Consider the following 23,799-nt stretch of genomic DNA (forward strand, 5'->3'; position numbering starts at 1 on the left):
TAACTGACCGGCCTACAGATACATCCCGCTCTGCCGCTCCGCCTCCTGCTGCGTTTCGGCCGGCTTGGATTTCTCGGCGTGGAATTTCTGGATCGCCGCCAGGACCTCGGCCGGCTCGTCGATCACCTGCAGCAGGTTGACGTCCTTGGGCGAGATCATGCCATCGTCCACCAGGCGGGTCTTGATCCAGTCCACCAGCCCGGCCCAGAACTCGCTGCCCACCAGGATCACCGGCATCATGCGCGACTTGCCGGTCTGCATCAGGGTCAGTGCTTCGGTCAGTTCGTCGAGCGTGCCGAAGCCGCCGGGCAGGACCACGTAGGCGTCGGCATATTTGACGAAGGCGACCTTGCGCGCGAAGAAATGACGGAAGGACAGCGAAATGTCCTGCCAGGCATTGCCGTGCTGTTCGTGCGGCAGTTCGATGTTCAGGCCCACCGAGGGCGAGGCGCCTTCGTAGGCGCCCTTGTTGGCGGCCTCCATGATGCCGGGACCACCGCCGGAAATGACGGCATAGCCGGCATCCGAGATCAGGCGGGCGATCTCCACACACAGTTGATAATGGGGATTGTCGGGGCGGATACGGGCAGAACCGAAGATGGAAACGGCAGGACGCAGCTCGGAGAGACGTTCGGTCGATTCAATGAATTCTGCCATAATCGTGAGTACATGCCACGACTCGCGCGCCTTCTTGGCCGTCGCGCGTTCGATGTCTCCCACTTCCCGCAGGCGCGGGACATTCTTTCCTCTCTGTTCCATATGCAAAAAACCTTGTTGTTAGTTGATGGTTCCAGTTACCTCTATCGCGCATTCCATGCACTGCCCGATATGCGTAACGCGGAAGGCGCGCCCACCGGTGCGCTGTACGGCATCATCAATATGCTGCGCCGACTGCGCAACGATTATCCCGCAAGTTACGTTGCCTGTGTGTTCGATGCCAAGGGCAAGACCTTCCGTGATGATCTGTATCCCGACTACAAGGCCACCCGCAAGTCGATGCCGGAAGACCTGGCATTGCAGATCGAACCCATCCACGCCGCGGTGCGCGCGCTGGGCTGGCCCATCCTGATGGTCGAGGGCATCGAGGCCGATGACGTCATCGGTACGCTGTCGGTGCAGGCCACCGCCGCCGGGCTGGACACGATCATCTCCACCGGTGACAAGGACATGGCCCAGCTGGTCGATGAACACGTTACCTTGGTCAACACGATGAGCAATGAAGTTCTCGACATTGCCGGCGTGACTGCAAAATTCGGTGTGCCGCCCAACCGTATCGTCGATTACCTCAGCCTCATCGGCGATACCGTGGACAACGTTCCCGGGGTGGAAAAGTGCGGTCCCAAGACCGCCGTGAAATGGCTGACCGCCTACGATTCGCTGGATGGCGTGATGGCCAATGCCGACAAGATCAGCGGCGTGGTCGGCGAGAACCTGCGCCGCGCGCTGGACTGGCTGCCACAGGGCCGCGTGCTGGTGACGGTCAAGACCGATTGCGACCTGTCGGCGCACATGAAGTCCATCCTCGAATCGCTGACCATGCAGCCGCAGGACAAGGAAGTCCTGAAGGACCTCTTCACTCGCTACAACTTCCGCACCTGGTTGCGCGAACTGGCCGATGGCGGCGATGCCGCGGTGGGCAAGGCGCCGGTGGTGGGTGCCGTGGCTGCGGCCGCGCTGGAAGTGCCGGCCCAGGGCGGCTTGTTCGCCCCGGCCACGCCGGTGGAGTACGAGACCGTGCTCACCGAGGCACAGCTGGACCAATGGATCGCCGCCATCAATGCAGCCGAGCTGACCGCCGTCGATACCGAAACCACCTCGCTGGAAGCGATGCAGGCCGAGCTGGTCGGCATCTCGTTGTGCTGGGAGCCGGGCCGCGCCGCCTATATCCCGGTGGGCCACAATTACCAGGATGCGCCGCCGCAATTGTCGCGCGAGCACGTGCTGGAAAAACTCAAGCCCTGGCTGGAAGACGCCAGCAAGCCCAAGCTGGGCCAGCACCTGAAATATGACAGCCACATCTTCGCCAACTATGGCATTCGCCTGGCAGGGGTGAAGCACGACACGCTGCTGGAATCCTATGTCTTCGAGTCGCACCGGCCGCACGACATGGACAGCCTGGCGGCGCGTCACCTGGAGCGCAAGACCATCACCTACGCCGAGGTGTGCGGCAAGGGCGCGTCCCAGATCGGCTTCAATGAAGTGGCCATCGAACGCGCCACCGAATACGCGGCCGAGGATGCCGAGGTCACGCTGGCCCTGCACCGCGCCATGTGGCCGCAGATCGAGCATGACGACAAGCTGCGCTTCATCTATGAAAAGATCGAGGTTCCGACTTCGGTGGTGCTGCAGAAGATCGAGCGTAACGGTGTGCTCATCGACAGTGAACGCCTGGGCCAGCAATCGCATGACCTCGGGCGCCGCATGCTGGAGATCGAGCAGCAGGCCTATGACCTGGCAGGCCAGCCCTTCAACCTGAATTCGCCCAAGCAACTGGGCGAGATCCTGTTCGGCAAGCTGGAGTTGCCGGTGGTGAAGAAGACCGCTTCCGGCGCGCCCTCCACCGACGAAGAAGTGCTGCAGAAGCTGGCCGAGGACTATCCGCTGCCCAAGGTGTTGCTGGACTATCGCGGCCTGTCCAAGCTCAAGTCCACCTATACCGACAAGCTGCCCAAGATGATCAATCCGGTCACCGGGCGCGTGCATACCAACTATGCGCAAGCCGTGGCGGTCACGGGACGCCTGGCCTCCAACGAGCCCAACCTGCAGAACATCCCGATCCGCACTGCAGAAGGTCGTCGCATCCGCGAAGCCTTCGTCGCGCCCGAAGGTAGCGTGATCGTGTCGGCCGACTATTCGCAGATCGAGTTGCGCATCATGGCGCACATCTCGGAAGATGAAAACATGCTGAAGGCCTTCGCCAACAACGAAGACATCCACAAGGCGACCGCCGCCGAAATCTTCGGCATCGCGCCCGAGCAGGTCGAGTCGGAGCAGCGCCGTTATGCCAAGGTGATCAATTTCGGCCTGATCTACGGCATGAGCGCTTTTGGTCTGGCCGGCAACCTGGGCATCGAACGTTCGGCGGCGCAGATGTACATCGACAAGTACTTCATGCGTTTTTCCGGCGTGAAGCGCTACATGGACGAAACCCGTCTGCAGGCCAAGGCACGGGGCTATGTGGAAACCGTGTTCGGCCGTCGCCTGTGGCTGCCCGAGATCAATTCGCCCAACGGTCCACGTCGCCAGGGAGCGGAACGGGCGGCGATCAACGCGCCCATGCAGGGTACCGCCGCCGACCTCATCAAGCTGGCCATGATCGCGGTGCAGGACTGGCTGGAAAAGACTGGCATGCAGACTCGCATGATCATGCAGGTGCACGATGAACTGGTGTTGGAAGTTCCACAACAGGAGCTGGAGCTAGTGCGTGAAAAGCTGCCCGAATTGATGAAAAATGTTGCGGAGCTGAAAGTTCCCTTGCTTGCCGAGGTAGGAATCGGTAAGAATTGGGACGAAGCACATTAATTCACATTAATTCCGGTTTCTGGCACAACATCGTTCCCGGTTCGTGACCGGGTTCGCATGATCGCCGGTCGTGTGGAACCGGCGCCCGCGCCGCCAGGGAAAGCGGATCGGGCGCAGATGGTGGATATAAGAATTGGCAATGCAACAAGCTGACGAACTGACAAGTCGGCGCAATCAGAACCGAAAAAAATAGAAGACTGGCGTCGCAACCGCAGGCATTCGAAGACGGGACGACGCACTGGGTGAAGCCGGACCAAGGTCCGGCGCAGCAGAGGCTGGGCAGGAAAGGGCAGGGGACACGCACCAGGTTTTTCGACACGCACCGCGCATGCGGGCTGCGCCATTGGCGCAGGTCTTTCCATCCCCCAACGCTTCCGTCCGGCCTCCGATGAACACATTGGAGGAGACGTCATGAAGTCAGCAATGAAAGTGGGCACGCGCCTGGGACTCGGGTTTGCGTGGGTGGTGCTGTTGCTGGTGCTGGTGACCGGTTTCGGCATCTTCAACATGCACCAGGTACAGGGGCGTTTCACCCACGTGGTCGAGGTGAAGAACCCCGAGAGCACGCTGGTCAAGGACATGCTGGAGACCGTGGGGGAGCGTTCCATCTCGCTGCGCAACCTGATGCTGCCGGCCGCTCCCGAGGATGTGGACATCGAGGCGCAGTACATCGAGGCGCAGACGCTGAAGTACAAGATGGCCGCGCAGAAGCTGCAGCAGCTCTTCACTGATTCGGCCGACACCACCGAGGAAGAAAAGGCCGCCCTGCCCAAGATCGCCGCCCAGGCCACCAATGCCGAAAAGCTCATCAGCGAAGCCGTGGAGTTCGGCAAGCGTCGTGAAGCCTACGAGCTGGCGCAATTCCTGAAGGAACAATACCTGCCGGTGCAGAAGTCCTGGCAGGTCGAACTGAAGGCGCTGGCCGCGCTGGAAGACCGGCTCAACAAGGAAGCCGCCGAGGCCAGCGCCACCGCCTATGCGCGTGCGCGCCTGCTGATGCTGGTCATCAGTGCCATCGGCGTGGTCACCGCCATCCTGGCGGCACTCTGGCTGACCCGCCAGATCCTGCGCAAGCTGGGCGGTGAGCCGGACTACGCGGTGCAGATCGCTGGCCAGATTGCCGAAGGCGACCTGGCCGTGGTCATCGATACCCGCCCCGGCGACAACGACAGCCTGCTGGCCGCCATGCGTATCATGCGCGACAAGCTGGCTGCCATCGTCACCGAAGTACGCCGGGGTTCGGAAACCATCACCACCGCCTCCACCGAAATCGCCCGCGGCAACCTCGACCTGTCGGGCCGTACCGAGCAGCAGGCCGGCGCCCTCGAAGAAACCGCTTCCTCGATGGAACAGCTCAATTCCACCGTCAAGCAGAATGCCGAGAATGCCCACCAGGCCAACGACCTGGCGCTGGCTGCCTCCGACGTCGCGGTGCAGGGCGGCAGCATCGTCTCGCAGGTGGTGGAGACGATGCAGTCCATCAATGCCTCTTCGCAGAAGGTGGCCGATATCGTCAGCGTGATCGATGGCATCGCCTTCCAGACCAACATCCTGGCCCTGAATGCAGCGGTCGAAGCGGCCCGCGCCGGCGAGCAGGGGCGCGGCTTTGCGGTGGTGGCTTCCGAGGTGCGCTCGCTGGCCCAGCGCTCGGCCTCGGCGGCCAAGGAAATCAAGGTGCTCATCGGCGACTCCGTGGGCAAGGTCGAGAACGGCAGCAAGCTGGTGGAACAGGCCGGCAGCACCATGACCGACATCGTCACCAGCATCCGCCGCGTGACCGACGTGATGACCGAGATCACCCACGCCAACCGCGAGCAGAGCAGCGGCATCGAACAGGTCAACGAGGCGATCATCCAGATCGACGACATGACACAGCAGAATGCGGCGCTGGTCGAGCAGGCGGCTGCGGCGGCCCGTTCGCTGCAGGAACAGGCGGCCGGCCTGCAGCAGCTGGTCAGCGTGTTCCGTGTCGATGCTGCCCAGGCGAGGGTGGCGTCATCCTATGCGGCGCCGAGTGCCGAGCGTGTCATCGATGTCACGCCGGGCGCGCCGGAATTGCCGGCCGGTGGCCAGGTGCTGGCGGTGCAGGGCTGAGGATGGCCCATAGGACGGGAACAACGTCTGCGCCGGTTTGCGGTTAGACTCCGGCTTGGGTGAAGTCGGAGCGCATCCGCGAGGATGCCGGCAAGCGGCCTGCAAGGGCCGCTTTTTTCTGGATATGGATATTCCGGATGAGGCCAGGAAATCCGCGATCCTTCCCCGCATCACGTCCACCACAACGAGGCCACGTGCCACCAAGATGGAGAACCCCGATGAACGACCTTCGCAATGATTTCGACAGCCTGCTGGGACAGAGCACCCTGTCCGGCAGCGCCGACCGCCGTACCTTCCTGAAGACTGCCCTGGGCACCGGCTTTGCCGCCGCCGTGCTGCCGGTCTGCGCGCAGACCATGATCAAGACCGACACCAGCGGCCTGACCGCCGGCGAGGTTTCCATCGAGGTCAACGGCCAGCGCGTGCCGGCCTATCGTGCCCAGCCCGAGGGCAAGACCGGGCTGCCGGTCATCATCGTGGTGTCGGAAATCTTTGGCGTGCACGAGCACATCGCCGATATCGCCCGCCGCTTCGCCAAGCTGGGCTATCTGGCCATCGCACCGGACTTCTTCGTGCGCCAGGGCAATCCCATGGCCTATACCTCCATTGCCGAGTTGCAGAAGGACATCATTTCCAAGGTGCCGGATGCCCAGGTGATGGGCGACATCGACGCCTACGTGAAATGGGCCGGCGAAAATGGCGGTGATACCAGCCGCCTGGGCATCAACGGCTTCTGCTGGGGTGGCCGCATCGTCTGGCTCTACAGCGCCCACAATCCCAAGGTCAAGGCCGGTGCCGCCTGGTATGGCCGCCTGGTGGGTGACAAGACCGCGCTGTTCCCGCAGCAGCCGATCGATATCGCAGCTACGCTGAAGACGCCGGTCATTGGCCTCTACGGCGGCAAGGATCAGGGCATCCCGGTGTCTACCGTGGAACAGATGAAGGAAGCCCTGCAGAAGGCCGGCAACAAGTCGGAATTCCACGTCTATGCCAATTCCGGCCACGCCTTCAATGCCGATTACCGCCCTAGTTATGTCGAGGCCGACGCCAAGGACGCCTGGGCCAAGGTGGTGGCTTTCTTCAAGAGTCACGGCGTGGCGTGACGCGCTGAAGGTCCGGCCTCTTATTGGTGCGCGTCTGATGCAGATCAAGGCATGGCGCACCAAGATGTGCAGGACGCTTGCGGCAAGGGACGGAGTTTTCCGTCCCTTTTTCATTGGTATGCGACAAAACACATGGGTATACCGCGCCGATCCCGGCCTTGCGCCATTGGCACGCGGTTTGCTATGACAAGGATTGAGTAGAAGCGGCTAGCGGTCGGTAAAACGGACACTTACCTTCCTGCGGGGCATTGCTCGTGACGCCATCGGAACCCACCGATGGTCCCCATCTTTTGATAGGACACGAGACCATGCACGATGCCTGCGCGCTTTTCTCTTTCTCATTCTCTCTACGCTCTTCCCGGCCACGCTCAGGATCGCCCGCCTCTCTGCGAGGTGCGCGATGAATGCCGTCGCTGAACGCTTTAATAGCGTTGCCCCGGCCGATCCCGCCACCATGCTGCACCTGCGGGTGAGGGCCATACGCCCGGCTGCTGCCGATATCCGCCTGTTCGAACTGAGCTCTGCAGATGGCGCCCCATTGCCACCATGGAGCGCGGGCGCGCACCTGCGCCTGCAACTGCGGGAGGGGCTGGAACGCTGCTATTCGCTGTGCAATACGCCGCAACAGCGCGACTGTTATGTGATCGCCGTCAAGAAGGAAGCCGCCTCACGCGGCGGCTCGGTCTTCTTGCACGACCAGGTGCAAGAGGGCGACCTGCTCACTGCAGCGGCACCCGTCAATGCCTTTCCTCTGGTGGTTGATGAACGTGTTCCGCTGCTCTTGGCAGCCGGTATCGGTATCACACCGCTCCATGCGATGGTCGCCGACATGGCCGCGCGCGGTGTACGCCACCGTCTGCATTATTTTGCACGCGGTCTGGCGCACGCGGCCTTCTTCCACGAACTGGCGGCCTGCTCGCAGGGCATGTCGCTACATCTGGGGCTGGATGGCGCCGAGACCGGACGCGCCATTGCCGCCGCGCTGGCCGGCGTGCCGTGCTCTTCGCCGCTTTATGTATGCGGCCCCGCACCCTTCATTGAGGCGGCGCGTGACCATGCGCGCCAGGCCGGCTGGCGCGAGGAGGATGTCCATTTCGAATGGTTCGCCGCGCCCACCGGCGCAAGCCATGCCGTCACCCATGCCACTGACCAGGACCACCATGTCTTCGAACTGGTCTTGCAGCGCTCGGGCGTGCGCTGCTCGGTGTCACCCGGCCAGAGCATCGTCGCGGCCGCCGCCGAGGCTGGCGTGGTGATCGGCACCTCCTGCGGCGAGGGATTCTGCGGCAGTTGCGAAAGCACCGTGCTGGAAGGTCTGCCCTTGCATCGGGACAGCGTGCTCTCGGCCGTCGAGCGCGCCAGTGGTCGCACGCTGATGCCCTGCGTCTCGCGCTGTGCAGGAACGCGATTGGTACTGGATCTGTGATGTTCCGATTTGTCTGTGCAAGTTCAACCCACCTGGAGAGGAAGGCTATGAAGAAGCAAGCGATGCAGAAGCGGACTTTCATGCGGCGTGTGGCCGCACTATGGCTGGGCGCGGCAGCCCTGCAGATGGCCGGCCTGGCCCATGCCGAGGACAAGGTCACCCTGCTGTCGAACTGGTATGCGCAGGCCGAGCATGGCGGCTTCTACCAGGCCGTGGCCAAGGGCATCTACAAGAAGTACGGCATGGACGTCACCATCAAGATGGGTGGCCCGCAGGTCAACAACATGCAGATCCTGGTGGCGGGGCAGGCCGACTTCAGCATGGGGTATGACTTCACGGTGCTCAAGGGCATAGAGCAGGGCTTGCCGCTGGTGACCGTGGGTACGTCCTTCCAGTCCGACCTGCAGGGCATGATGACGCATGATGATGTCACCAGCCTGGCCGGGCTGAAGAACAAGACCATCCTGGTGGCGGGCTCCGGCCAGTCGAGCTGGTGGCCGTGGCTCAAGTCCAGGTATGGCTATACCGATGCGCAGTCCAAGGCCTACACCTTCAACCTGCAGCCTTTCTTCGCCGATCCCAACATCGCGCAGCAGGCCTATCCTTCCTCCGAACTGTTCCAGGCCGACAAGGCCGGCGTGAAGAGCAAGTTCTTCCTCTTTGCCAGCGAGGGCTATCCGCCGTATGGCACCACCATCGTGACGCTGCAAAAGACCGTGGCCAGCAAGCCCGACCTGGTGCAGCGCTTCGTCAAGGCGACCGCGGAGGGCTGGAAGAGCTACCTGGAAGACCCGGCCCCGGCCAATGCCCTCATCAAGGCCGACAACAAGAACATGGGCGACGAGCAACTGACCTATGCCCTGGGCAAGCTCAAGGAGCTCAAGGTGGTCACCGGTGGCGATGCGGCACGGTTGGGCATCGGCGTGATGACCGATGAACGCTGGAAGCAGACCTATGACGTCATGGTCGCTACCGGCCTGCTCAAGGCGGGTACGGATTATCACAAGGCCTACACCACCCAGTTCGTCAAGGACATGAAGGTCATGCCCTGATCCCGTTGGGCGCCGCTGCGTGAGTGCGGCGGCGCGGTCCACCTTGCGCGTGAGGACGCCATGATTCCCTACACAGCACCGATGACAGCACGCCGCATCCCGGTGATCGATCTTGCCGATGCGTTTTCCCCCGAGCGAAGCCGGCGCGAAGCGCTGGCCTGGGAAATCCACAAGATTTCGCGTGACGTGGGTTTCTTCTACATCGTCAACCACGGTGTCCCGCAGTCACTGGTGGAAGGCCAGTTCGACTGGGCGCGCCGTTTCTTTGCACTGCCGGCGGCCAGCAAGGCGGCCATCGACATGCGGGGTTCGCCCTCCGGCTACGGCTATGAATGCATGGGGGCGCAGGCCCTTGACGAGGGTTCGCCGGCGGACCTGAAGGAGGGCTTCCAGTTCGGCTTCGACATTGCTCATGATCATGCCTACGTGCAGCGCGGACTCTTGCGCTATGGCCACCACCGCTGGCCGCAGGACCTGCCCGGATTCGAAGCCCATTCGCGGCGCTATTACGAAGCCGTGCGCGCGCTCTCGCATCGTCTGCTCAGCGTGATCGCGCTGTCGCTGGAAATGCCGGAGGATTTCTTCGAGCCGGTGCTGGAAACGCCCATCGCCACCCAACGGATGCTGCACTACCCGCCACAACCGGACGGTGCGCGCAACAACCAGATCGGCGCCGGTGCACATACCGACTGGGGCCTGGTCACCATCCTCGCGCAGGATGCCATCGGTGGGCTGGAGGTCTGCAACGCAGAGGGCCAGTGGGTGAGCGCACCGCCCATCAAGGACAGTTTCGTGGTCAACATCGGTGACCTGCTGCAGCGCTGGAGCAATGACCTCTATCACAGCAATCCACATCGCGTGCTCAATGCCGGCACGGTGCCGCGCTATTCGCTGCCCTTTTTTCAGGATGGCGACCAGGCGGCCGTGGTGGCTTGCCTGCCGACCTGCTGCAGTGCCGAGCGCCCACCGCGTTATGCGCCTTGCACCATTGGCGAGTACCTGGACATGAAGGTGAGGCAGACCTTCGGGGTGGTGGCGGTGGACTGAGTCATCGCAGCCAGCAAGTCCGAATTTTCGAATGTCAGATTTTCCGGCGAAGGCGACCGTGTTGGCACGCCGGCCGGACCACTGCGGATCCCCGGGTCCGCAGTCCAAGCAGAAGGAGCAGCATCATGCTGGTAACTCAACAAAAAGTCTTGCGCAGGTTCTGGTACGCGCTCATGCCCATCTCGCAGCTCAAGGACGGCCCGCAGCCCTTTATGCTGCTGGGCGAGAAGCTGGTGGTATGGCTCAGGGAAGATGGCACGCCGGCCGCCTTGCAGGACCGCTGCTGCCATCGCACGGCGCGGCTGTCCAAGGGCTTTGTGGAAAACGGCAATATCGTCTGCGGCTACCATGGCTGGACCTTCAACGGTGAGGGCGCCTGCGTGCGCGTGCCGCAGAGCGTGGACGGCAGCGTGCCGTCGGGTGCCTGCGTGAAGTCCTATCACTGCAAGGAGCGCTACGGTTATGTCTGGGTGGCGCTGGAAGATCCGTTGCGCGACATCCCCGAGTTTCCCGAGGATGGTGCGCCGGGATACCGCCGCATCTTCCAGTTCTACGAACGCTGGGATACCAGCGCGCTGCGCATGATGGAAAACTCCTTCGACAATTCCCATTTCAGCTACGTGCATCGGGCTACCTTCGGCCTGTACGATCAGCCCAAGCCGGAGAAGTACGAGATCGAGGAAACCGACTACGGCTTCGAGGCCGAGACACGCGTGCCGATCAAGAACGTGCCGGCCAGCCACCGCGTCACCGGCAGCACGGCCGATACCACCGTGCGCCACATGTTCAACCGCTGGTACCTGCCTTTCGTACGTCGCTTCGGTTGCACCTATCCGGAGAGCGGCCGGCATCACATCATCTACAACTGCGCCACGCCCATCGACGATGGCAGCATCATGCTGGCGCAGTGGCTGTACCGCAACGATACCGAGGAGGATTGCTCCGAGGCCGAGCTGATCGCCTGGGACGCCCCCATCCTGGTGGAAGACCGTGACATCCTGGAAGCCACCGACCCGGACGCCTGCATCGACGTGCGGCGCCGCCAGGAATTCCACATGGCCTCGGACCGTCCGGGTCTGATCATGCGCCGCATGCTGCTGCAGCTGCTGGAAGAGCATGGCGAATCCGAAGTCTTCCGCATCCATCCCGCTGCATGAACCCGCCAGGAGATTCCATGGACAGAGATGATCACGCCATGTCGCAGGCCGCGGCATGGGAGCAGCAGGGCGAGGCATCCGGCGAGGCTCCGGTGCTGTCGGCGCAACGGGTGGAGAAGACCTACCGCAACGGCACACGCGCCCTGGACGAAGTGCGGCTCGATATCGGGCGCGGGGAGTTCGTCTCTTTGCTGGGCCCGTCGGGCTGCGGCAAGAGCACCCTGCTGAAGATGTTCGCCGGGCTGGAGGAGCCGTCGCATGGGCATCTGCGTTGGTGGGGCGGTAACCTGGCCACGGTCGGGACGCCGGAGCGCACGCTGGCCATGGTGTTCCAGGAAGCCACGCTCATGCCCTGGGCCACGGTGGAACAGAATGCACGGTTGCCGCTTGACCTGCGCCACGTGCCACGTGCGCAGGCCGATGCACGGGTGGCGGCCGCCCTGAAGCTGGTGGGCCTGGACAAGTTCCACAAGGTGCTGCCGCGCGAATTGTCCGGCGGCATGCAGATGCGTGCCTCGATTGCGCGGGCGCTGGCGACCTCGCCCAATCTGCTGCTGATGGATGAGCCGTTCGGTGCCCTGGATGAATTCACTCGCAACAAGCTCGATGCCGACCTGCGCGATATCTGGAGCCAGCAGGACCTGACGGTGGTCTTCGTGACCCACAGCATCTATGAGGCGGTGTTCCTGTCTTCCCGAGTGATCGTGATGGCGGCGCGGCCCGGGCGGGTCATCGCCGATGTGGCCATCGATGCGCCAGGGCCGCGTGACGAGGCCTTCCGCATTTCGGCGCCCTTCATGCAGTATTGCAAGACGCTATCGGATTACCTGACGCTGGCCAACCAGCAGGGAGGCGGTCATGAAGCCCAACACTGAGCCGCTGGTCAACCGTCCCGGTTTCTGGCGGGTGGCCGCACCGCTGGCGATCGGTATTACCTTGCTCCTGATGTGGCAGGTGGTCTGCACGCTGCTGGAGGTGCCGCCCTATCTGATACCGACGCCTTCGCTGATCGCCAAGACCCTGGTGGCCGACTGGGGCATGCTGCTTGATTCGTTGCTGGTGACGCTGAAGATCACCTTCCTGGCTTTTGTGCTGGCGGTGATCCTGGGCGTAGCCATCGCCTTCGTGTTCGTGCAGAGCCGCTTCATCGAGGTCAGCCTGTTTCCCTATGCGATCATCCTGCAGGTCACGCCCATCGTGGCGATTGCGCCGTTGATCATCATCTGGGTCAAGGACACCACGGCTGCGCTGACGGTCTGTGCCACCATCATGGCGCTGTTCCCGATCATCTCCAACACCACGCTGGGGCTGCGCAGCGTCAATCCGGGCTTGCTCAACCTGTTCCGGCTGAACAAGGCGACCCGCTGGCAGACACTCAGGCGCTTGCGCATTCCGAGTGCCTTGCCCTATTTTTTCGGCGGCTTGCGCATTTCCAGCGGACTGGCGCTGATCGGCGCGGTGGTGGCGGAGTTCGTGGCCGGCACCGGCGGTACTGGCTCGGGACTGGCCTATCAGATCCTGCAGGCCGGCTTCCAGCTCAACATCCCGCGGCTGTTTGCGGCCTTGCTGCTGATCACGCTGACCGGCATCCTGCTGTTCTGGCTGATGAGCGCACTGTCGCGCGCGGCGCTGGCCGGCTGGCATGAAAGCGAAATGGGATGAACCCGCGACATCAAGGAGACGATTGCGCATGAACACCTTCCTGATCAGGAACCTGCAAGCCATCATGACCGGCTTGCCCGGCGCTGCGGCGCGCCACGTCGGCCCCGACATCCGGGTGCAGGACGGCGTGATCGCCGCCATCGGCCGGCTTGCGGCACAGGCCGGCGAAGACGTGATCGATGCCAGCGATTGCGTGGCCTATCCGGCCTGGGTCAATACCCATCATCACCTCTTCCAGTCTCTGTTGAAGGGCGACCCGCTGGGCATCAACGCCACGCTGACCCCCTGGCTGGCGGCCACACCCTATCGCTATCGGGCCAGATTCGATGCCGAGCTGTTCCGGCTGGCGGCGCGCATTGGCATGGTGGAACTGCTGCGTTCGGGCTGCGGCACGATTGCCGACCACAACTACCTGTACTACCCGGGTATGCCCTTCGATACCTCCGAGATCCTGTTCGAGGAGGCCGAGCGACTGGGCCTGCGTTTTGTGCTGTGTCGCGGTACCGCGACCCGCACCCGCCAGCTGGAGGCCGAATTGCCGAGTGCCTTGCGGCCCGAGACGCTGGAGGGCTTCCTGGCGGACATGGCGCGTTTGCGCAAGCGTTTCCATGATCCGGCGCCAGCGGCCATGCGCAGGGTGGTGATGGCGCCGACCACGCCACTCTATTCGGCGGCACCCGAAGAACTGCGCGAGATGGCCGTGGCGGCACGGGAGATGGGCTTGCGGCTGCACAGTCATCTCTCCGAGACCGTGGGCTACCAGGACAGCGCGCATGCCATGCATGGCTGCAGCCCGGTACAGTTCTGCGAGCGCATCGGCTGGCTGGGGCCGGACGTGTGGTTTGCGCATCTGGTCAAACTCGATGCCGAGGAAATTGCCCTGCTGGGCGCCACCGGCACCGGCATCGCCCATTGTCCGCAGAGCAATGGGCGCCTGGGTAGCGGGATTGCGCCGATACGTGCATTGGAGGCAGCCGGCGTGCCGGTGTCGATCGGCGTGGATGGCGCGGCCTCCAACGAGGCAGCTGACATGATTTCCGAAACCCACGCCGCCTGGCTGATGCAGCGCGCCCGGCGCGGCCAGGAAGCGACGCCGGTATTCCGGGGTGGCAGCTTCGAGGGAGGCGCGGCCGAGGCCACGGTGGAGGATGTGGTGCGCTGGGGCACGAGCGGTGGCGCCCGGGTGCTGGGGCTGGAGGCGCTGGACGGCCTGCAGGTGGGGCAGCAGGCCGATATTGCGCTGTACCGCCTGGATGACCCGCGCTACTTCGGCCTGCATGATCCTGCCATCGGACCGGTGGCTTCCGGTGGGAGGCCTTTCCTGAAGGCAATGTGGGTCGGCGGCAGGGCGGTGGTGCGGGAAGATGTCATTCCCGGGCTGGATCTGGCTGAACTGGGAGCGCAAGCGCGTCAGGCGGTGCAGATGATGCTTGCAGGCAATTAGGGCAGGGCGAAGTCGCTTGCTTGTGCCGCCTTGGTCCCCGCTTTCCCCATGAGCCGCATGGGGAGGCGGCCAAAACTGCTAAAATGGCGGGATGATCAAGCGACGTAATTCTCCCTTCAGTTTCTCAGCCGAGGATTTCGATGAATCCATGGATTCCTTTGGCGCTTTCGATCCTTTCCGTCCTGACTCACCTCGCCGCGAGGCGGCTACGGCCCAAGCCGGGTCTTCTGGCTCTTCCGCACCATCCGGAGCATCCGCCGCGGGCGAAGACAGCGCCGAAGAGGAAACCCGGCCCCCGCTGGAACTGGACCTGACCAATCACTTCCTGATCGCCATGCCGTCCATGCTGGACCCGGTCTTCGGCGGCACGGTGGTCTATCTGTGCGAACACAACCATAACGGCGCGCTGGGCGTAGTCATCAACAAGCCCACCGACATGACGATGGACGTGCTGTTCGACCGCATCAACCTCAAGCTGGAAATCCGCCCTGATACCCCTGACGCCATGCCGGAGCTGTATCGCCGGCCGGTCATGTTCGGTGGCCCGGTGCAGGTGGAGCGCGGCTTCGTGCTGCATTCGACCTCGGAAAAATATTCCTCCACCCTGCAGGTGACCGATGATGTCGCGCTGACCACCTCCAAGGATGTGCTGGAAGCGGTGGCGTATGGCAACGGCCCTGAGCGCGTGCTGGTGACGCTGGGTTGCTCGGGCTGGAGCCCGGGTCAGCTGGAAGGGGAGATCGGACGCAATGGCTGGCTGACGGTGAAGGCCGATCCGGCCATCATCTTCGAACTGCCCGTGGAAGAACGCTTCACGGCAGCCCTGGCCTTGCTGGGCATCGATCCGGTGATGCTCTCCGGCGACGCCGGGCGGGCCTGAGGACGATAGGGAAAACGCTTGGAAACCATCCTGGCCTTCGACTTCGGCTTGAAACGCATCGGCGTGGCAGTGGGCAATACCGGTCTGAAGCAGGCACAGCCGCTGGCGGTGATCGGCGAGCCCACCAATGACGGCAAGTTCGCCGCCATCGCACGCCTGATCGCAGAGTGGCAGCCATCGCGCTGCGTGGTCGGCCTGCCCTTGCACCCGGACGGCGCGGAGCACGAGATGAGCGTGCGCTGCCGGCGCTTCGCCAACCAGCTGCACGGTCGCTACGGGGTCGAGGTCACGCTGGTGGATGAACGCTACAGTTCGGCGGTGATCCAGCACCAGCGCGGCGAGCAGATCGACGACCAGGCCGCCGCCATCATTTTGCAGCAATACTTTGACGACGCACATTCATGAGCACAACATCTTCCCAGCTTGATGCAGAAGCGCTGTACCAGACCCTGGTGCAGCAGATCAGGACCGGCCTGCAGGGCGCGACCGACGTGGCGCTGGTGGGCATCCATTCCGGTGGCGCCTGGCTGGCCGAGCGGCTGGCAGCCGAACTGGGCCTGACCGAACGCCTCGGCTTTGTCGACGTGTCCTTCTATCGCGACGACTTTTCCGAGAAGGGCCTGCGCGCGGACGTCAAGCCCAGCCAGATTCCCTTCGACGTCGAAGGCGCCACCATCCTGCTGGTGGACGACGTGCTCTACACCGGGCGCACCACGCGCGCGGCCATCAACGAACTGTTCGACTACGGCCGCCCGGCGCGCGTGCTGCTGGCTGCGCTGGCCGATCGCGGCGGGCGCGAGCTGCCGGTGGCTGCCGATTTCGTGGCGACCTCGGTCGAACTGAGCAAACAAGAAAACCTGCAATTGCAACGCGCCGACGACGGCCGCTTCTCACTCACGGTGGTCCATGCTTAATCCACAACTCAATAAAAACGGCGAACTGCAGCACCTGCTGACCATCGAAGGCCTGCCGCGCTCGATTCTCACGCACATCCTCGACACCGCCTCTTCGTTCGTCAGCATCGGCGACCGCGAAGTCAAGAAGGTGCCACTGATGCGCGGCAAGAGCGTGTTCAATCTCTTCTTCGAGAACTCCACGCGCACCCGCACCACCTTCGAGATCGCTTCCAAGCGCCTGTCGGCGGACGTGATCAACCTGAACATCCAGGCGTCGAGCACCAGCAAGGGCGAGTCACTGCTAGACACCATCGACAACCTGGCGGCCATGCATGCCGACATGTTCGTGGTGCGCCATGCGCAATCGGGCGCGCCCTTCCTGATCGCCAAGCACCTGATCGATACCAGGCAGTCGCATGTGCACGTGGTCAACGCCGGCGACGGCCGTCACGCGCACCCGACCCAGGGGCTGCTGGACATGTACACCATCCGCCACTACAAGAAGGATTTCACCAACCTGCGCGTGGCCATCGTGGGCGACATCCTGCATAGCCGCGTGGCGCGTTCGGACATCCATGCGCTGACCACCCTGGGCGTGCCCGAAGTGCGGGCCATCGGCCCACGTACGCTCTTGCCCAGTGGCCTGGAGCAGATGGGCGTGCGCGTCTTCCACAACATGGAAGAGGGCTTGAAGGACGTGGACGTGATCATCATGCTGCGCCTGCAGAACGAGCGCATGAGCGGTGCGTTGCTGCCCTCGGCGCAGGAGTTCTTCAAGAGCTACGGCCTGACCCCGGAACGCCTGGCCCTGGCCAAGCCGGACGCCATCGTGATGCACCCCGGCCCGATGAACCGCGGCGTGGAAATCGACTCGGCCGTGGCTGACGGCGCCCAGGCCGTGATCCTGCCGCAGGTGACCTTCGGCATCGCGGTGCGTATGGCGGTCATGAGTATCGTGGCTGGCAATTGAATTGAGCGGTAACGACGACTATCACAGCGACGTTTTGAACGATCCGTTAAGAAGACAAGAACTGATGAAACTGCATATCAAGAACGGCCGCCTGATCGACCCGGCCAACGGCATCGATGCCCAGCAGGATGTGTACGTAGCCGCCGGCAAGATCGTCGGTGTCGGCCAGGCTCCGGCCGACTTCGTGGCCAACAAGACCATCGACGCCACCGGACTGGTGGTGACCCCCGGCCTGGTGGACCTGTCGGCGCGCCTGCGCGAGCCCGGCTATGAATACAAGGCCACGCTCGAATCCGAGATGCAGGCCGCCATCCAGGGCGGTGTGACCAGCCTGATCTGCCCACCGGATACCGATCCCGTGCTGGACGAGCCGGGTCTTGTGGAAATGCTGAAGCATCGCGCCCGTTCGCTGAACCAGGCGCACGTCTATCCGCTGGGTGCGCTGACCGCCGGCCTGAAGGGCAAGGCCCTGACCGAGATGGCCGAGCTGACCGAGGCGGGTTGCATCGGCTTCTCGCAGGCCGAGGAACCGATTACCGATACCACCGTGTTGCTGTCGGCGCTGCAATATGCCAAGACCTTCAACTACACCGTCTGGCTGCGACCGCAGGACCCACACCTGGGCCGCTCGGGCATTGCCCACAGCGGGCCGGCGGCGTCACGCCTGGGCCTGTCGGGCGTGCCTGTGATGTCCGAGACCATCGCCCTGTACACGCTGTTCGAACTCATGCGTGCGACGGGCGCGCGGGTTCACCTGTGTCGCATGTCCTCGGCCGCCGGTCTTGAACTGGTGCGCCAGGCCAAGAGCGAAGGCCTGCCGGTGACCTGCGACGTGGGCGTGCACCACATCCATCTGTGTGACCTGGATATTGGCTTCTTCGATTCCAATGCCCGCATGACCCCGCCGCTGCGCTCGCAACGCGACCGCGAAGCGATCCGCACCGCACTGCTCGATGGCACCATCGACGCCGTCTGCTCCGACCATACCCCGGTGGATGACGACGAGAAGCTGCTGCCCTTCGGCGAAGCCTCGCCGGGCGCAACCGGTCTGGAACTGTTGCTGTCGCTGTCCTTGAAGTGGGCGCTGGAGACCGAAGGCGAGGGCAAGGAAGTGCTGTCCAAGGCGATCTCCAAGGTGACTCATCGCGCCGCCAAGGTGGCGGGCCTGAAGGCGGGCAACCTGGCCGTTGGCAACGTGGCCGACCTCTGCCTGTTCGATCCCAACACCATGTGGAAGGTACACGGCAGCGCGCTGGCCAGCCAGGGCAAGCACACGCCTTTCCTGGGTTATGAGCTGCCCGGCGTGGTCAAGGCCACCATCGTCTCGGGGCATATTGCCTTCGAGCGCTGATCCGACCTGCATCGTTTCTACAGCCGACCAAGAGCCGACCGAGCCATGTTCGTTTTCCGTTTGCTGCGCCTGATCGCGCATCTGTTCAAGGGCATGGCGGTGTGCGCCTTCCTGTTTCCGTTGACCGGCAAGAAGGGCCAGGAGGCGCATATCCGGCGCTGGTCGCGCAAGCTGCTGCGCATCTGCGGCATCAGCGTGGAGATCGACAGTCCCTTGCCGCTGCAGCGTTCGCTGCTGGTATCCAACCATGTGAGCTGGCTGGATATCTTCGTGGTCAATTCGTTGCAGCCCTGCCGCTTCGTGGCCAAGTCCGAGATCCGTGGCTGGCCGCTGATCGGCTGGTTGTGTGCCAAGACGGGCACCATCTTCATTTCGCGTGGCAAGGCCAGCGATGTGCGTCGCATCTTCAAGGGACTGGTGGAAAGCATCGAGAAGGACGAACACGTGGCCTTCTTCCCGGAAGGCACCACGGCGGCCCAGGGTACGCTGCTACCCTTCCACGCCAACCTGTTCGAAGCCGCCATCGATGCCCGGGCGCCGGTGCAGCCGTATGCGCTGCGCTACGTGGATGCGGCCGGCAATTTGCATGGGGCGGCCGATTTCATTGGCGACATGTCCATTGCCGAGAGCATCCTGACCATCCTCAAGGCCAGGGGCATGCGTGCGCAGTTGAAGCAACTGCCCATCATCAGCACCGAAGGCGCCCACCGGCGCGACCTGGCGCGTACTGCGCGTGAGGTGATCGCGACCGGCCTGGGATATTCGCCGGAATCGCTCAGCCCGGCTGGCGCGCCTGCGGACACTGCACCTGGAACAGCGCCCGATCCTCAAGTCGCACCGCACTGAGCTTGCCGCCCCAGACGCAGCCGGTATCGAGCGCAATCAGATTGGGGCGCATCACCAGTCCCAGTGTCGACCAGTGGCCGAAGACCACGGTTACCTCTTCGGTACGACGGCCCGGCACCTCGAACCAGGGCATCAGCCCTTCCGGTGCGGCGGCCGCACCTTCCTTCACCGCAAAATCCATCGTCCCGTCCGCCTGGCAGAAGCGTAGCCGAGTGAAGGCGTTGATGACGCAGCGCAGCCGGTCGTAGCCGGCCAGGTCGTCGCTCCAGCGCGCAGGCTGGTTACCGTACATGTGGCGCAGGAAATCGATCCATTGCTCGCTTTGCAGCATGGCCTCGACCTCGGCAGCCAGCGACAGCGCCTGTTCCAGGTCCCATTGCGGCAGTACACCGGCGTGTACGATCAGATGACCCTGCTCGTGGATGGCCAGCGGACGATGGCGCAGCCAGTCGATCAGTTCGTCGCGGTCGGGTGCTGCCAGGATCTCGTCGAGCGTGTCATCCCGGTGGGCCGGGCGGATGCCGCAGGCCACTGCCAGCAGGTGCAGGTCGTGGTTGCCCAGCACGGCTTGGGCACGGTCGCCCATTTGCATGACCGTACGCAGGGTTTGCAGGGAGTGGGGGCCGCGGTTGATGAGGTCGCCGGCGAAGAGGATACGGTCGGACGCAAACGGGGGGAGAGTTGCCAGCAAATCCTGCAGGGAGGCATGGCAGCCCTGCAGGTCTCCGATAATGTAATTTCTCATGGGCAATGTCTGATGAGCTTGGGGCCAGGTGAAGGATCGGTGATGCCATGCATAAACACCCCGTGCGAACTGATCCAATGCGGGTGCGCTCGGGTAAAATACCTGGTTTCCATTCTTTACGCATGGTAACCAGCGGTGGCGACCCATGCCAGGACAGCAATGATTTTAGTGACTGGCGGTGCAGGATTCATCGGATCCAATTTTGTCGTTGAGTGGGTCGGCCATACGGGCGAGCCTGTGGTCAACCTCGATTTGCTGACGTATGCTGGCAATCTCCAGAACCTGGATTCATTGCAAGGGAACGCGGCCCATATCTTCATTCAGGGTGATATCGGCGACCGTCAACTGGTCGCCGATCTGCTCAAGCAGCACCGCCCGCGTGCGGTCGTCAACTTTGCAGCAGAGAGCCACGTGGACCGCTCCATTCACGGCCCGGAGGCCTTCGTGCAGACCAATGTGCTGGGCACCTTCAACCTGCTGGAATCCGTGCGCGAGTACTGGAGCCAGCTTGATGAGGCGGAGCACCGGCAATTCCGTTTCCTGCACGTTTCCACCGATGAAGTCTACGGTTCGCTGTCTCTGCAGGCACCGGCCTTCACCGAGACCAACCGTTACGAGCCCAACAGTCCCTATTCGGCGACCAAGGCCGCCAGCGACCATCTGGTACGCGCCTATCATCATACCTACGGGCTACCGGTGCTCACGACCAATTGCTCCAACAACTACGGTCCGTATCACTTCCCTGAAAAGCTGATCCCGCTGATGATCGTCAATGCCTTGGACGGCAAGTCCCTACCGGTCTACGGCGATGGCCGCCAGATCCGCGATTGGCTCTACGTCAAGGATCACTGCAGCGCCATTCGCCGCGTGCTGGAAGCGGGCACACCGGGCGAGGTCTACAACGTCGGGGGCTGGAACGAAAAGGCCAACATCGATATCGTCAATACCGTCTGTGCCTTGCTGGACGAATTGCGTCCGCGTGAGGACGGACAGAGCTATGCTGGCCAGATCACTTATGTGACTGATCGTCCGGGCCATGACCGCCGCTATGCCATCGATGCCGGCAAGATCGAGCGCGAACTTGGCTGGAAGCCGGCCGAGACCTTCGAGACAGGCATTCGCAAGACTGTTCAATGGTATCTGTCCAACCAGGAGTGGGTGGCCAACGTCCGTTCCGGCAGCTACCGCGAATGGCTGGAAACCAATTACGCTGCACGCCAGGCATGAAGATCCTGCTCTTCGGCTGCAATGGACAGCTCGGTTGGGAACTGCAGCGCAGTCTGGCGCCGCTGGGCCAGCTCATCTCCTTGAGCGCCCGCAGCGAGCAGTACTGCGGGGACCTTGCTGACCTGGCCGGAATCAGTCGCACCATCGCGGCACTGCGTCCGGATGTGGTGGTCAATGCGGCTGCGTATACGGCCGTGGACAAGGCGCAGTCCGAACCCGAGTGCGCGCACCTGGTCAACGCCGAGGCCCCGGGGGCCATGGCATTGGCCGCTGCGCAGTGCGGCGCTCTGCTGGTGCATTACTCCACCGATTACGTCTTTGACGGTAGCGGCGAACACGCGCGCAAGGAAGACGAGGCCACCGGCCCGCTCAACGTCTACGGCCGTACCAAGCTCGAAGGCGAGCAGGCCATCGTTGCCAGCGGCTGTGCGCATCTGATCTTCCGTACCAGCTGGGTCTATGCCGCACGCGGTGGCAATTTTGCCAAGACCATGCTGCGGCTCGGCGCCCAGCGCGACGAGCTCAATGTCATCGACGACCAGACTGGGGCCCCCACCGGCGCTGAACTGCTGGCCGATGCCAGCGCGCATGCCATCGTCCAGACCCTGGCCCACCCTGAGCGCCAGGGCCTTTATCATCTGGCCGCTTCGGGACAGACCACGTGGTTCGCCTATGCTCGCAAGGTGTTCGCCCTGGCGGGGCAACTGGGGGGCCTTTCCGGCCCGGCCCGGCTGGTCCCCATCCCCACCAGCGCCTACCCCACACAGGCTGCGCGGCCCCTCAATTCCCGCCTGGACTGCAGCAAGTTCCAAGCCGCTTTCGGACTGATCCTGCCGGACTGGCAGAACGGTGTCGAGCGCATGATGAAAGAACTCCATGAACACTAAATCCAACGTTTCCCGCAAGGGCATCATCCTGGCCGGCGGCTCGGGTACACGCCTGCATCCGGTGACCATGGCCGTCTCCAAGCAATTGCTGCCGGTCTACGACAAGCCGATGATCTACTACCCGCTCAGCACGCTGATGCTGGCCGGTATCCGTGACATCCTCATCATCACTACGCCGGAGGAGGCATTGCGCTTCCAGACGCTGCTGGGCGACGGCGCCGGCTGGGGAATGAACATCAGCTATGCGCAGCAACCCAGCCCGGATGGCTTGGCGCAAGCTTTCATCATTGGGCGCGACTTCATCGGCAATTCACCCTCGGCGCTGGTACTGGGTGACAATATCTTCTATGGACACGATCTGCAGTCCAAGTTGGACCAGGCGTGCAACCGTACCGATGGGGCGACCGTGTTTGCCTATCATGTTCATGATCCAGAGCGTTACGGCGTGGTCGCCTTCGACGCCGAAGGCCGTGCCACCAGCCTCGAAGAAAAGCCCGTCAAGCCCAAGAGCAGGTACGCTGTGACGGGCCTGTATTTCTATGACAACCAGGTCTGTGACATCGCAGCCGATATCAAGCCTTCGGCACGCGGCGAGCTTGAAATCACCGACGTCAACCGCTTCTATCTCGAACGTGGCGAGCTCAACGTGGAGATGATGGGACGCGGCTACGCGTGGCTGGATACCGGCACCCATGAGAGCCTGATCGAGGCCAGCAACTTCATCCAGACCATCGAGCATCGCCAGGGACTGAAAGTGGCATGCCCGGAAGAGATCGCCTATCGTATGGGCTACATCGACGCCCAGCAGTTGCAGAAGCTCGCGGCGCCGCTGGTCAAGAGCGGTTATGGACTCTATCTTCAACGGCTGTGCGATCAGGGGGATGCGTCGTGAACGCCATACGGACAGACCTGGAAGGGGTACTGATCATCGAGCCCAAGGTGTTTGGCGACGATCGCGGATTCTTCTTTGAGAGCTTCAATCAGCGGCGCTTCAATGAGTTGATCGGCCGCGAGGTGGAATTCGTCCAGGATAACCACAGCAAGTCGGCTTATGGCGTCGTGCGCGGCCTGCATTACCAGATCCGCCAGGCGCAAGGGAAGCTGGTGCGCGTTACCGCAGGATGCGTCCAGGATGTGGCCGTGGATCTTCGCAAGTCCTCTCCCACCTTCGGCAAGCATTTCTGCGCCGAACTGAGTGCCGAGAACAAACGCATGCTGTGGATCCCGGAAGGGTTTGCCCACGGCTTCCGCGTGATGTCGGAAACGGCAGAATTCCTGTACAAGACCACAGATTACTGGGCGCCCGAGCATGAGCGCAGCATTGCGTGGGATGATCCCGAGCTGGCCATTGACTGGGTGATTGCCAAGGATCAGGCCAAGCTTTCGCCGAAGGATCTGGCAGGCGTAGCCTTCGCCAGCGCCGACTATTTCGACTGAGCCGGGTTGCAGGCAAGGGCGACCCGCGTGATCTGGTTGAGCGGGCGTTTTTC

At 63.0% G+C, this 23,799-nt stretch carries 22 protein-coding genes; 20 read left to right on the top strand and 2 right to left on the bottom strand.

What is annotated here, in order from left to right; all coding sequences use genetic code 11:
• Positions 1-12: 12 nt before the first annotated feature.
• The gene (locus HBH1_RS18425) at positions 13-759 is read right to left on the bottom strand and encodes an LOG family protein (RefSeq protein WP_006463673.1); all 747 of its coding nucleotides are present in this window, start codon (positions 757-759) and stop codon (positions 13-15) included.
• Between HBH1_RS18425 and polA the strand changes: the two genes are divergently transcribed.
• The 16 genes from polA (at position 760) to HBH1_RS18505 (ending at position 19,450) form a co-directional block, all read left to right on the top strand.
• A complete protein-coding gene (polA, locus tag HBH1_RS18430; RefSeq protein WP_102663911.1) occupies positions 760-3,522 on the top strand; it encodes a DNA polymerase I in 2,763 nt (920 codons plus the stop codon). It abuts the gene before it with no gap.
• A gap of 411 nt (positions 3,523-3,933) precedes the next feature.
• A complete protein-coding gene (locus HBH1_RS18435; RefSeq protein ID WP_102663912.1) occupies positions 3,934-5,616 on the top strand; it encodes a methyl-accepting chemotaxis protein in 1,683 nt (560 codons plus the stop codon).
• Between the two features lie 218 nt (positions 5,617-5,834).
• Positions 5,835-6,719, top strand: coding sequence for a dienelactone hydrolase family protein (locus tag HBH1_RS18440; protein ID WP_102663913.1), 885 nt, complete (start codon positions 5,835-5,837; stop codon positions 6,717-6,719).
• Between the two features lie 400 nt (positions 6,720-7,119).
• Positions 7,120-8,145, top strand: coding sequence for a PDR/VanB family oxidoreductase (locus HBH1_RS18445; RefSeq protein WP_102663914.1), 1,026 nt, complete (start codon positions 7,120-7,122; stop codon positions 8,143-8,145).
• A gap of 47 nt (positions 8,146-8,192) precedes the next feature.
• Positions 8,193-9,197 (top strand): ABC transporter substrate-binding protein, encoded by a 1,005-nt coding sequence (locus HBH1_RS18450; RefSeq protein ID WP_102663915.1) that lies wholly within the window; start codon positions 8,193-8,195, stop codon positions 9,195-9,197.
• A gap of 60 nt (positions 9,198-9,257) precedes the next feature.
• Positions 9,258-10,244 carry an isopenicillin N synthase family dioxygenase gene (locus tag HBH1_RS18455; RefSeq protein WP_102663916.1) on the top strand — a complete coding sequence of 329 codons (987 nt, stop codon included), beginning with the start codon at positions 9,258-9,260 and terminating at the stop codon, positions 10,242-10,244.
• A gap of 125 nt (positions 10,245-10,369) precedes the next feature.
• Complete coding sequence (locus tag HBH1_RS18460) at positions 10,370-11,401, top strand: aromatic ring-hydroxylating dioxygenase subunit alpha (protein ID WP_102663917.1); 1,032 nt, start codon at positions 10,370-10,372, stop codon at positions 11,399-11,401.
• A 17-nt stretch (positions 11,402-11,418) separates the two neighbouring features.
• Positions 11,419-12,276, top strand: a complete 858-nt coding sequence (locus tag HBH1_RS18465; protein WP_077235719.1) for an ABC transporter ATP-binding protein — start codon at positions 11,419-11,421, stop codon at positions 12,274-12,276.
• Entirely contained in the window at positions 12,260-13,063 is an 804-nt protein-coding gene (locus tag HBH1_RS18470; RefSeq protein WP_077235718.1) for an ABC transporter permease, read from the top strand. The genes HBH1_RS18465 and HBH1_RS18470 overlap by 17 nt, the downstream gene beginning before the upstream one ends.
• A gap of 28 nt (positions 13,064-13,091) precedes the next feature.
• Positions 13,092-14,507 (top strand): amidohydrolase family protein, encoded by a 1,416-nt coding sequence (locus HBH1_RS18475; protein ID WP_102663918.1) that lies wholly within the window; start codon positions 13,092-13,094, stop codon positions 14,505-14,507.
• A gap of 91 nt (positions 14,508-14,598) precedes the next feature.
• Positions 14,599-15,387 carry a YqgE/AlgH family protein gene (locus HBH1_RS18480; protein WP_199181622.1) on the top strand — a complete coding sequence of 263 codons (789 nt, stop codon included), beginning with the start codon at positions 14,599-14,601 and terminating at the stop codon, positions 15,385-15,387.
• Between the two features lie 18 nt (positions 15,388-15,405).
• Positions 15,406-15,792, top strand: coding sequence for a Holliday junction resolvase RuvX (gene ruvX / locus HBH1_RS18485; RefSeq protein ID WP_006463693.1), 387 nt, complete (start codon positions 15,406-15,408; stop codon positions 15,790-15,792).
• Positions 15,789-16,301, top strand: a complete 513-nt coding sequence (pyrR, locus tag HBH1_RS18490; protein WP_102663919.1) for a bifunctional pyr operon transcriptional regulator/uracil phosphoribosyltransferase PyrR — start codon at positions 15,789-15,791, stop codon at positions 16,299-16,301. The genes ruvX and pyrR overlap by 4 nt, the downstream gene beginning before the upstream one ends.
• The gene (locus HBH1_RS18495) at positions 16,294-17,253 is read left to right on the top strand and encodes an aspartate carbamoyltransferase catalytic subunit (RefSeq protein WP_006463696.1); all 960 of its coding nucleotides are present in this window, start codon (positions 16,294-16,296) and stop codon (positions 17,251-17,253) included. Before pyrR ends, HBH1_RS18495 begins: the two co-directional genes overlap by 8 nt.
• Before the next feature lie 64 nt (positions 17,254-17,317).
• Positions 17,318-18,604 (top strand): dihydroorotase, encoded by a 1,287-nt coding sequence (locus HBH1_RS18500; protein ID WP_006463700.1) that lies wholly within the window; start codon positions 17,318-17,320, stop codon positions 18,602-18,604.
• A 45-nt stretch (positions 18,605-18,649) separates the two neighbouring features.
• Complete coding sequence (locus HBH1_RS18505) at positions 18,650-19,450, top strand: lysophospholipid acyltransferase family protein (RefSeq protein ID WP_102663920.1); 801 nt, start codon at positions 18,650-18,652, stop codon at positions 19,448-19,450.
• Here the strand turns inward: HBH1_RS18505 and HBH1_RS18510 are convergent.
• Complete coding sequence (locus HBH1_RS18510) at positions 19,380-20,195, bottom strand: symmetrical bis(5'-nucleosyl)-tetraphosphatase (protein ID WP_102663921.1); 816 nt, start codon at positions 20,193-20,195, stop codon at positions 19,380-19,382. The genes HBH1_RS18505 and HBH1_RS18510 overlap by 71 nt on opposite strands.
• 159 nt (positions 20,196-20,354) lie before the next feature.
• Between HBH1_RS18510 and rfbB the strand changes: the two genes are divergently transcribed.
• Genes rfbB through rfbC form a run of 4 tightly spaced genes read left to right on the top strand, consistent with a single transcriptional unit; the run spans position 20,355 to position 23,746 of the window.
• Complete coding sequence (gene rfbB, locus HBH1_RS18515) at positions 20,355-21,422, top strand: dTDP-glucose 4,6-dehydratase (protein WP_102663922.1); 1,068 nt, start codon at positions 20,355-20,357, stop codon at positions 21,420-21,422.
• Positions 21,419-22,309 (top strand): dTDP-4-dehydrorhamnose reductase, encoded by an 891-nt coding sequence (gene rfbD / locus HBH1_RS18520; RefSeq protein ID WP_102663923.1) that lies wholly within the window; start codon positions 21,419-21,421, stop codon positions 22,307-22,309. Before rfbB ends, rfbD begins: the two co-directional genes overlap by 4 nt.
• Positions 22,299-23,201: a glucose-1-phosphate thymidylyltransferase RfbA gene (gene rfbA, locus HBH1_RS18525; protein WP_006463705.1), complete on the top strand. Its 903-nt coding sequence runs from the start codon at positions 22,299-22,301 to the stop codon at positions 23,199-23,201. Before rfbD ends, rfbA begins: the two co-directional genes overlap by 11 nt.
• A complete protein-coding gene (rfbC, locus tag HBH1_RS18530; protein ID WP_006463706.1) occupies positions 23,198-23,746 on the top strand; it encodes a dTDP-4-dehydrorhamnose 3,5-epimerase in 549 nt (182 codons plus the stop codon). The genes rfbA and rfbC overlap by 4 nt, the downstream gene beginning before the upstream one ends.
• Positions 23,747-23,799: the final 53 nt, after the last annotated feature.

It is taken from the genome of Herbaspirillum sp. BH-1, assembly GCF_002870055.1.
GTDB classification, from domain to species: domain Bacteria; phylum Pseudomonadota; class Gammaproteobacteria; order Burkholderiales; family Burkholderiaceae_D; genus Herbaspirillum; species Herbaspirillum frisingense.

Excerpts from the sequence above, each read along its gene's own strand:
- HBH1_RS18425 (WP_006463673.1), bottom strand. The coding sequence starts at position 759 with ATGGAACAGAGAGGAAAGAATGTCCCGCGCCTGCGGGAAGTGGGAGAC.
- polA (WP_102663911.1), top strand. The coding sequence starts at position 760 with ATGCAAAAAACCTTGTTGTTAGTTGATGGTTCCAGTTACCTCTATCGC.
- HBH1_RS18435 (WP_102663912.1), top strand. The coding sequence starts at position 3,934 with ATGAAGTCAGCAATGAAAGTGGGCACGCGCCTGGGACTCGGGTTTGCG.
- HBH1_RS18440 (WP_102663913.1), top strand. The coding sequence starts at position 5,835 with ATGAACGACCTTCGCAATGATTTCGACAGCCTGCTGGGACAGAGCACC.
- HBH1_RS18445 (WP_102663914.1), top strand. The coding sequence starts at position 7,120 with ATGAATGCCGTCGCTGAACGCTTTAATAGCGTTGCCCCGGCCGATCCC.
- HBH1_RS18450 (WP_102663915.1), top strand. The coding sequence starts at position 8,193 with ATGAAGAAGCAAGCGATGCAGAAGCGGACTTTCATGCGGCGTGTGGCC.
- HBH1_RS18455 (WP_102663916.1), top strand. The coding sequence starts at position 9,258 with ATGATTCCCTACACAGCACCGATGACAGCACGCCGCATCCCGGTGATC.
- HBH1_RS18460 (WP_102663917.1), top strand. The coding sequence starts at position 10,370 with ATGCTGGTAACTCAACAAAAAGTCTTGCGCAGGTTCTGGTACGCGCTC.
- HBH1_RS18465 (WP_077235719.1), top strand. The coding sequence starts at position 11,419 with ATGGACAGAGATGATCACGCCATGTCGCAGGCCGCGGCATGGGAGCAG.
- HBH1_RS18470 (WP_077235718.1), top strand. The coding sequence starts at position 12,260 with ATGAAGCCCAACACTGAGCCGCTGGTCAACCGTCCCGGTTTCTGGCGG.
- HBH1_RS18475 (WP_102663918.1), top strand. The coding sequence starts at position 13,092 with ATGAACACCTTCCTGATCAGGAACCTGCAAGCCATCATGACCGGCTTG.
- HBH1_RS18480 (WP_199181622.1), top strand. The coding sequence starts at position 14,599 with ATGATCAAGCGACGTAATTCTCCCTTCAGTTTCTCAGCCGAGGATTTC.
- pyrR (WP_102663919.1), top strand. The coding sequence starts at position 15,789 with ATGAGCACAACATCTTCCCAGCTTGATGCAGAAGCGCTGTACCAGACC.
- HBH1_RS18495 (WP_006463696.1), top strand. The coding sequence starts at position 16,294 with ATGCTTAATCCACAACTCAATAAAAACGGCGAACTGCAGCACCTGCTG.
- HBH1_RS18500 (WP_006463700.1), top strand. The coding sequence starts at position 17,318 with ATGAAACTGCATATCAAGAACGGCCGCCTGATCGACCCGGCCAACGGC.
- HBH1_RS18505 (WP_102663920.1), top strand. The coding sequence starts at position 18,650 with ATGTTCGTTTTCCGTTTGCTGCGCCTGATCGCGCATCTGTTCAAGGGC.
- HBH1_RS18510 (WP_102663921.1), bottom strand. The coding sequence starts at position 20,195 with ATGAGAAATTACATTATCGGAGACCTGCAGGGCTGCCATGCCTCCCTG.
- rfbB (WP_102663922.1), top strand. The coding sequence starts at position 20,355 with ATGATTTTAGTGACTGGCGGTGCAGGATTCATCGGATCCAATTTTGTC.
- rfbD (WP_102663923.1), top strand. The coding sequence starts at position 21,419 with ATGAAGATCCTGCTCTTCGGCTGCAATGGACAGCTCGGTTGGGAACTG.
- rfbA (WP_006463705.1), top strand. The coding sequence starts at position 22,299 with ATGAACACTAAATCCAACGTTTCCCGCAAGGGCATCATCCTGGCCGGC.